This is a genomic window from Anaerotruncus massiliensis (ex Togo et al. 2026) (assembly GCF_030825285.1).
In the GTDB taxonomy this organism is placed as follows: Bacteria; Bacillota; Clostridia; order Oscillospirales; family Ruminococcaceae; genus Anaerotruncus; species Anaerotruncus massiliensis.
In genome coordinates this window covers 1-7874 of sequence record NZ_JAPJQF010000076.1, presented here as the reverse complement: position 1 = coordinate 7874, position 7874 = coordinate 1, and the positions used below count along the sequence as shown (strand labels likewise).

The 7874-nt window shown below is 60.9% G+C and carries 7 protein-coding genes and 2 tRNA genes; 6 read left to right on the top strand and 3 right to left on the bottom strand.

Features of this window, described 5'->3' with window-relative positions:
* Positions 1-637 precede the first annotated feature (637 nt).
* From RCI06_RS13655 to RCI06_RS13630, 6 genes are all read left to right on the top strand, one after another.
* Entirely contained in the window at positions 638-1414 is a 777-nt protein-coding gene (locus RCI06_RS13655) for a ParA family protein (RefSeq protein ID WP_276874345.1), read from the top strand.
* A 4-nt stretch (positions 1415-1418) separates the two neighbouring features.
* On the top strand, positions 1419-2276 hold the full coding sequence (locus RCI06_RS13650; protein WP_101553147.1) for a ParB/RepB/Spo0J family partition protein: 858 nt from the start codon (positions 1419-1421) through the stop codon (positions 2274-2276).
* A 57-nt stretch (positions 2277-2333) separates the two neighbouring features.
* The gene (gene serS / locus RCI06_RS13645) at positions 2334-3614 is read left to right on the top strand and encodes a serine--tRNA ligase (RefSeq protein ID WP_306576375.1); all 1281 of its coding nucleotides are present in this window, start codon (positions 2334-2336) and stop codon (positions 3612-3614) included.
* A 57-nt stretch (positions 3615-3671) separates the two neighbouring features.
* Positions 3672-4400: an acyl-[acyl-carrier-protein] thioesterase gene (locus RCI06_RS13640; RefSeq protein ID WP_101553149.1), complete on the top strand. Its 729-nt coding sequence runs from the start codon at positions 3672-3674 to the stop codon at positions 4398-4400.
* An 84-nt stretch (positions 4401-4484) separates the two neighbouring features.
* Positions 4485-4561: transfer RNA gene (locus RCI06_RS13635), tRNA-Met, on the top strand.
* A 40-nt stretch (positions 4562-4601) separates the two neighbouring features.
* Positions 4602-4676, top strand: a tRNA-Glu gene (locus RCI06_RS13630).
* 106 nt (positions 4677-4782) lie between these two features.
* Here RCI06_RS13630 and RCI06_RS13625 read toward each other — a convergent pair.
* From RCI06_RS13625 to sleB, 3 genes are all read right to left on the bottom strand, one after another.
* On the bottom strand, positions 4783-6240 hold the full coding sequence (locus RCI06_RS13625) for a PH domain-containing protein (protein ID WP_306576374.1): 1458 nt from the start codon (positions 6238-6240) through the stop codon (positions 4783-4785).
* Positions 6233-6688, bottom strand: a complete 456-nt coding sequence (locus RCI06_RS13620; RefSeq protein ID WP_101547942.1) for a PH domain-containing protein — start codon at positions 6686-6688, stop codon at positions 6233-6235. The genes RCI06_RS13625 and RCI06_RS13620 overlap by 8 nt, the downstream gene beginning before the upstream one ends.
* A 177-nt stretch (positions 6689-6865) precedes the next feature.
* On the bottom strand, positions 6866-7579 hold the full coding sequence (gene sleB, locus RCI06_RS13615; RefSeq protein WP_101547940.1) for a spore cortex-lytic enzyme: 714 nt from the start codon (positions 7577-7579) through the stop codon (positions 6866-6868).
* Between the last annotated feature and the right edge of the window lie 295 nt (positions 7580-7874).

Below are 7874 nucleotides of genomic sequence, written 5' to 3'. Positions count from 1 at the left end.
CGCCGACTTCTTGGGCGCGCAAGAAGTCGGCCCGCCTGCCGGGGCGGGACCCGGCGATTCCTGTCGCCAAAGGCGACACATCTGAAGCGCCCCGAAGGGGCGCGAAAAAAGCCTTCCGTCCCCCGGGCGGAACATCTAAGAAGAAGCCCCGCCGGGAACAGCGCGGCAAATCCAAAACCACCGCCGGGGCGGGACCCGGCTAAAACGCGCTGCCCGGCTTCGCCGGAGCGCCGCTGCGCGGCGACGCGCGTTCAAAGAGGCTTACGCCCCTTTGTATTCCCATAGAGGAACTGCCTGCGGCAGAATCTCTTACAAGGTGCGCCCTGTAGGGGCGCGAAAAAAGCCTTTGACCCCAGGACGGAAAATCGAAAACCGGAGCGCGGCGGAACGCGCTCGTGATTCTTGCCGCCCACGGGCGGCAATTCCCGTCTAAGCCCCGCCGGGAGCGGCGCGGCAAGCTCCGCCGCTCCCGAGCGGCACCTCCCCTCCTGTTTCACGTGAAACACTCCGGAGGGCAAAACCCTGCGGCGGGGCTGGGGAATTTTTGTCGCAGATTGCCCTTTTAAAGCCGCCTGATTTATGATATAATCGTAACCGTTATGAAATCAGCGGACAAGCCGGGTAAATGGAGGCAAAAATGGGCAAAATCATTGCAGTTGCGAACCAGAAAGGCGGCGTCGGAAAGACGACCAGCGCGGTCAACTTGACGGCGGCGCTCGGCGCGCGCGGATATAAGGTGCTGCTGGTCGACGTGGACCCGCAGGGGAATTCCACCTCGGGACTGGGCGTCAACAAGCGCGACCTCAAGCATTCCACCTATGATCTGATGGTCGCGACGGCGCAGCCGGCGGAGGTGCTGCGGCACACGCCGTTTGAGAATGTGGATGTCCTGCCCTCCAACATCTCGCTGGCGGGGGCGGAGATCGAGCTCGTCGAGCTGGACAACCGCGCGATGCGCCTCAAGACGGCGCTGCTGAAGGTGCGGCAGGATTACGACTTCATCTTCATCGACTGCCCGCCCTCGCTCGGCATCATCACGCTCAACGCGTTTGCCGCCTGCGACACGCTGCTAATCCCCATCCAGTGCGAATATTACGCGCTCGAGGGCCTCTCCCAACTCATGGCGACGCTGCGGCAGGTCAAGCGGCTCTACAATCCCTCGATCGATATCGAGGGGGTGCTGCTCACCATGTATGACAGCCGTCTCAATTTGACGGTGCAGGTCGTGGCGGAACTCAAAAAATACTTTCCGCAGAAGATCTACCGAACGGTGATCCCGCGTAATGTCCGGCTCTCGGAGGCGCCCAGCTTTGGGCAGCCGGTCATGTATTACGACCGTTCCTCCAAGGGGTGTGCGGCATACGACGAATTGGCTGAGGAATTCCTCAGGAAGAACCAGAGGGATAGGGGGTAAGGCATTGGCAAAGGCAAAAGGGGGACTGGGCAAGGGCCTGGAGGCGCTTTTCGCCGACAATTCCACCGACGAGGCGGCCGTCTCGACGCTGGCGGTCAGCGAGATCGAGCCCAACCGCGGGCAGCCCCGCAAGCAGTTCGACCCGGCGGCGCTCGCCGATCTGGCTGATTCCATCCGGCAGCACGGCGTGCTGCAGCCGCTCGTCGTGCGCCCGATGCCCGACGGCAGCTACCAGCTCGTCGCGGGGGAGCGCCGCTGGCGCGCCGCCCGGATGGCGGGGCTTTCCCAGGTGCCCGTCGTCATCAAGGAGCTCAGCGACAGCGAGACGATGGCGCTCGCGCTCATCGAAAACCTCCAGCGGGAGGATCTCAACGCGATTGAAGAGGCGATGGGCTACCGGGACCTCATGGAAAATTTTGGATTGACGCAGGAGCAGGTCTCCGCCAAGGTGGGCAAGTCCCGCCCGGTGGTCACCAACGCGCTGCGGCTGTTGGGCCTGCCCGAGGAGGTGCGGGGGCTCCTGTCGGAGGGGAAGCTCTCCGCCGGGCACGCACGCGCGCTGCTCTCACTGGGGGAGGAGGAGCTCATCCGGCAGGCGGCGGCGGACACGGTCAAAAAGGGCCTCTCGGTGCGGCAGGTCGAGGCGCTCGCCAAGCGGCAGAAGCAGCAAAAAGCCGCTCCCAAGCCGCAGAACGCCTGGGACCAGAGCTTTTTTGCCGAGGTGGAGCTCGCCCTCTCCCAGTGCCTCGCCCGCAAGGTGAAGGTGGAAGGGGAGAACGGCAGGGGCCGGCTGGTCATTGAATTCTACGACGAGGACGACCTGCGGTCGATCGCGTCGTCGCTGGAGAAGAGCGGGGGCTGAGTTTCCACCGGAAGGGCCCCGTGGTGTGGAAAAACCGAATTCGGAGGAGAATAGACAATGCTGGACATCAAATTTGTACGGACGAATCCCGACGTGGTCAAGGAGAACATCAAAAAGAAGTTCCAGGAGGAGAAGCTGCTGCTGGTGGACGAGGTGATCGACCTCGACCGGCGCTACCGCGAGGCCAAGACCCGCTGCGACTACCTGCGCAGCCAGCGCAACACGATCAGCAAGCAGATCGGCGGCATGATGGCCAAGGGGCAGAAGGAGGAGGCCGAGCAGGCCAAGGCGCAGGTCTCCTCGATGGCCAGGGAGCTGGCGGACCTCGAGGAGCAGGAGACGGTGCTCGAAGGGGAGATCAAAAAGCGGATGATGGTCATCCCGAACATCATCGACCCGTCGGTGCCGATCGGGAAGGACGACAGCGAAAACATCGAAGTGGAAAAGTTCGGCGAGCCGGCGGTGCCCGACTTCGAGATCCCCTACCATGTGGAGATCATGGAAAAGCTGCGCGGCATCGACCTCGACAGTGCCCGCCGCACGAGCGGAAACGGGTTCTATTACCTCTGCGGCGATATCGCGCGGCTGCACTCGGCGATCCTCTCCTACGCGCGCGACTTCATGATCGACCGGGGCTTCACCTACTACGTGCCCCCCTTCATGATCCGCAGCAACGTGGTCAACGGGGTCATGAGCTTTGCCGAGATGGAAAACATGATGTACAAGATCGAGGGGGAGGACCTCTACCTGATCGGTACGAGCGAGCATTCGATGATCGGCAAATTCATCGACACGATGCTCGAGGAGAGCCAGCTTCCCCAGACGCTGACGAGCTATTCCCCCTGCTTCCGCAAGGAGGTGGGCGCGCACGGCATCGAGGAGCGCGGCGTCTACCGCATCCACCAGTTTGAAAAGCAGGAGATGATCGTCGTCTGCAAGCCGGAGGAGAGCATGGAGTGGTTCCAAAAGCTCTGGCGGAACACGGTCGATTACTTCCGTTCCCTCGACATCCCCGTGCGCACGCTCGAGTGCTGCTCGGGCGACCTCGCGGACCTCAAGGTCAAAAGCCTCGACGTGGAGGCGTGGAGCCCCCGCCAGAAGAAATACTTCGAGGTGGGCAGCTGCTCCAACCTTGGCGACGCGCAGGCGCGCCGGCTGGGCATCCGCGTCAAAAATAAGGAGACGGGGAACTACTTCCCCCACACCCTCAACAATACGGTCGTCGCGCCGCCCCGCATGCTGATCGCGTTTTTGGAGAACAACCTGAACGCCGACGGTTCGGTGCGCATCCCGCAGCCGCTGCGGATGTACATGGGCGGCAGGGACGTCATTCGGTAAACGCGCCGCGCCGGAAGCTCCCGGCGGATAGATTGGGCGAAAACGGGAGAGACTAACATGGTAGAGACCTACAAAAAAGAAATCCTGGTGACCGAACCGGAAACCGATATCACCAAGCGGATGACGCTGTCGAACATCATGCGCCACTCCCAGCAGATGGGCAGCGAGCACATCGCGTCGATGGGCATCGACTACAACCGCATGTACCGGGACGGGATGGTTTTCCTCGTCAACAAGATGCTCATCACGATCGACCGGCGGCCCGTCTTCGGGGAGGAGCTGCTGCTGACGACGATCCCCCGCAAACCGAAGGGCGCGCAGTTCATCCGCGATACGATCTTTGAGACGCGGGCGGGGGAGAAGCTCATCGAGGTGAGCATCTCCTGGATGCTCGTGAGTCCCGACACGCACAAGATCCTGCGTCCCTCGGTGTTCGACGTCTACGGCTTCGAGATGTTCCCCAACGAGGGGGAATACATCACCGGCTACCGCATCCGGCGGCCCGAGGCGGAGACGGTCACCCACCTGCGGCAGGTCAAATACAGCGATCTCGATTACAACTTCCATGTGAACAACGCCGTCTACGCCGCCATCGTCTGCGACACCCTGCCGCTGGAGCCGCTCACCGAGCGGGAGATCGCCAGCTTCGGCATCGTCTACCAGCGGGAGGCCAAGGCCGGCGAGGTGATCGAACTGGACGTGGCCGCCCTTCCGGACGCCGCCTATTATGTCGGCGGACGGGTCGCGGAGGAACGCTGTTTTGAAGCGGAGATAAAATTCCGCTGATTGCCAAAAACACCTTGACAAACTTTCCTGTATCCAGTATAATGTAATTCGCTCGCTTGTACATTTTGTATCGGCGGCGGATATGGCGGTATAGCTCAGCTGGCTAGAGCATTCGGTTCATACCCGAAGTGTCACCGGTTCGAATCCAGTTACCGCTACCATTCGCTCGAGCCTCACCGAGAGGTGAGGCTCGACTTATCCGGCCTGTTCGTCAAGTGGTTAAGACACCGCCCTTTCACGGCGGGTTCACGGGTTCGAATCCCGTACAGGTCACCAAAAAGGCGGCGGAGTCCTAAAGGACTCCGCCGCCTTTTTGGTGTACGGAATATAAACGGGCAGGCAATGAGCCGAGACGAAACCAGAGCAGGAACGCGGGATGCGTCTAAAATGACGCCTCGTCCCCGGCGTCGAAGAGCGCGACCACCCCGTCCCAGTCGAGATTGCGGATGTGATGGCGGAACCGCCCCTCCGCGCGGGTGGAGACCTTCAGGTCGCATTTGCGGTCGCCGCGCTGGAGGATGCTCTGCCGGACGTTGACAAGCGCGATTTTATCGAACGGAAATACAACGGTGTGTAGATAATACCGATTAGAATAACGAAGAGTATAACAATCTCCGTCACGGGAAACGCCCGAAGAGAGAAAATCCAGAATCCGGACGCCCAAAAACCAGAGAGCGGGCAGGGAGAGCATGAACCCGGCGAATCCGATCAGACCCGTCCACTTGGGCAGCAGCCAGCAGGCGACGACCGTGCCGGCGGGAATCAGCACGCAGGGCCAGAAGGGATCGATCAGGAACTTGAAGATGGCCCCGAGGTTGGGTTTGAGGGTGCGTTCGGAAACGGTGTACTCGGGCAGCAGGCGGGAGAGTTGTTCGCGGGTCTTTCCGCGGCTGGAAAAGGGAATGACGGCCGAGATGTCCGATTTGTCCTTATTGAAGCCGATCGCGTTGAGGAAGACCGAATAGCGCCCGAGCAGGCGGGTCAAAAGGCTCTGCCGGATGTCGACGAAGCTGATGTCGCGGGCGCGCAGGAAATATTCCTTTTCCACAAGCACGCCGCCGCTGACGTGGAGGGAGTCCCCGACGCGGAGGGTGCAGAGATTCTTGGTTTGCAGCAGGTTGAGCAGGAATGCGGCGAGCCATCCGACGAGCAGCGCGATCGCGACGCCCGCCGCGATGGGCGGAAGTCCGAACGCGACACGGCGGGAGAGCTCCTCAAAGGTGGCCAGCATCAGGTCGGCCAGCTCCTGCCCGAGGATCTGGCCCGCCTGGGAGATAAAGGTCGAGATAAACACAATGCCGAGGAAGGAGTTGGAGGTAAAGAGGGAGAGGAACACGACGCCGGAGATCCGGGGGCGGTAGGCGGCGTGGACCTCGTCGGCGGATTCCTCCGGAACGCCCCGGCAGAGGGACAAAATCCGCGCGGCCTCGCGCTCTCCGACATAGAAGGAGACGTCGGCCTTGTTGGCGCCGCGGGCGATCGTGTCCACCCGCAGGCGCGCGACCTTCAGCGGCCGCAGCCAGAAGGGACGCATCACCGCGCAGGTGCAGATCCGGTCGACGGGAATGAAGGTTTCACGCTTAAAAAATATACCAGAAGTATAAAATATGCCACATTCATCCATATAGTATTTGAAACAATCCCACTTTTTCCAGGCGAGCAGGAAGATCAGCAGAACGGTCAGGATGTCCATCCACGCGCCCGAAATCCACGAAAGCAGGTCGCCCGTCAGCGCGGAGAGGAACCCGCGCGCCAGCGGGATGATCAGGAGGAAGAGGAAGCGGTAGAGAAAGGTCAGTATGGAAAAGGGATGGGCGTGGACGGCGGCGGCCTTACGCATCGGGGGGGCCTCCTTCCTCGTCGGCGGGGGTGAGGAAGGCTTGCAGGCGGTCGGCGTCCGCCGGCGGCAGGCCGGGGATGTAGACCGAGCTGCCCGCCGCATAGACAAAGAGGGAGCAGACCCCGAAGAGCCGCTCGAGCGGGGAGGAGGCGACGGTCGCGTACTGGATGCTTGTTAAGGGAACCGCCTTTACACGCGTATAGATGACGCCGCAGTGGATGAGCAGGCAGCGGCGGTTGAAGCCATAGGAGAGCTTGCGGTATTTGATGGGATAATAGAATATGTAGAAATAGAGAAAAGCCGCCATCCAGGCAGCGGTAAAAAGCCACCACACCCAGTTGATGCGGGGCGCGAAGAAGGCGGAAAAAAAGGAGGGCACAAGCGCCACGAGGAGCAGGCGGATGCGCCACACCGTGAGGATTTGCAGGTCGGGTTTCTTTTGAACCATGGGCGGACTCCATCCCGGCTTTTGGCAAAAAGCCTGAGCAAACAGATTTTTTTCCGGCGGCAGAACCCACCGCAGGAAAAGCGATACCTATATTATAATGGAAACGGCAGGGAAAAAACATCCCCTGCCGCAAATAATGAAATACTATCAGTAATATTGATAATAAAATATACTGAATCAGCTGCAGAACAGGTGGGCGCCGATCCGTTTGATCACCGGCCGGGTACGGATCCACTTGTTGGAGGTCTTGTCGGGATTATAATAGTAGAGCGCGCCGCCCGACGGGTCGGACCCCGCCAGCGCCTCGCGCGCGGCCTTGCGCGCCGATTCGGCGACCGCCACGTTGATCTGCCCGTCGGTGATCGCGGTGAAGGCGCCCGGCTGGTAGACGACGCCCGGGAGGGTATCGGGGAAGGAGGGGTGCTCCACCCGGTTGAGCACCACCGCGCCCACGGCGACCTGCCCTTCAAACGGTTCGCCCCGCGCCTCGGCCGAAATAATATTGGCCAGCAGTGCGATGTCGCTGTCCGAATAGCCGCCGCTGCCGCTTGTCTGCTGGGAGCTGTAGATCCCCATGGCCCGGAGGGTCGCATTGCCCGCGATCCCGTCGACGGCAAGGCCGTTTTTCCGTTGGAAGTCCATGACCGCCTTTTTCGTCTGCACACCGAAAATGCCGTCGACCTCGCCGAAATAATAGCCCCAGTTTTTGAGCTTCTGCTGGATCTGGCGCACCTCGTTGCCGCGCGAGCCCTGTTTGGAGAGGACGTCGGTCGTCTGCCACATGCGCGCGGCGAAGACCCCCAGGGCGATCAGCAGCAAAAGGGCGAAGGAAAACGAGATGGTGCGGATGAGCAGCACCGGCCGCGCATCGGCGCCGTGTTCTTTCGACATGATGAAAACCTCCTTGCAGGCACGGAAAACGTCCGCGCCGCGGTTAGTTGCAGTATGTGCGCCGCGGGCCGGAATATGCGTGCGCGGGAGGAAGAAGGGGCGCGGGAAGAGACCGCGCAGGGGCTTTTACGGGAAATTTGCGATTTTTGAAAAAAACTTTGACAAACCAGTTGACATCCCCGTTGTTCTATGGTATTATAACAAAGCTGTCCCGTGAGTCACATCCACAATTTGGACGGCACAGCACCTTGAAAAATGAACAACGAGAGAAGAGAAACGAGGAACCCAAGACGAA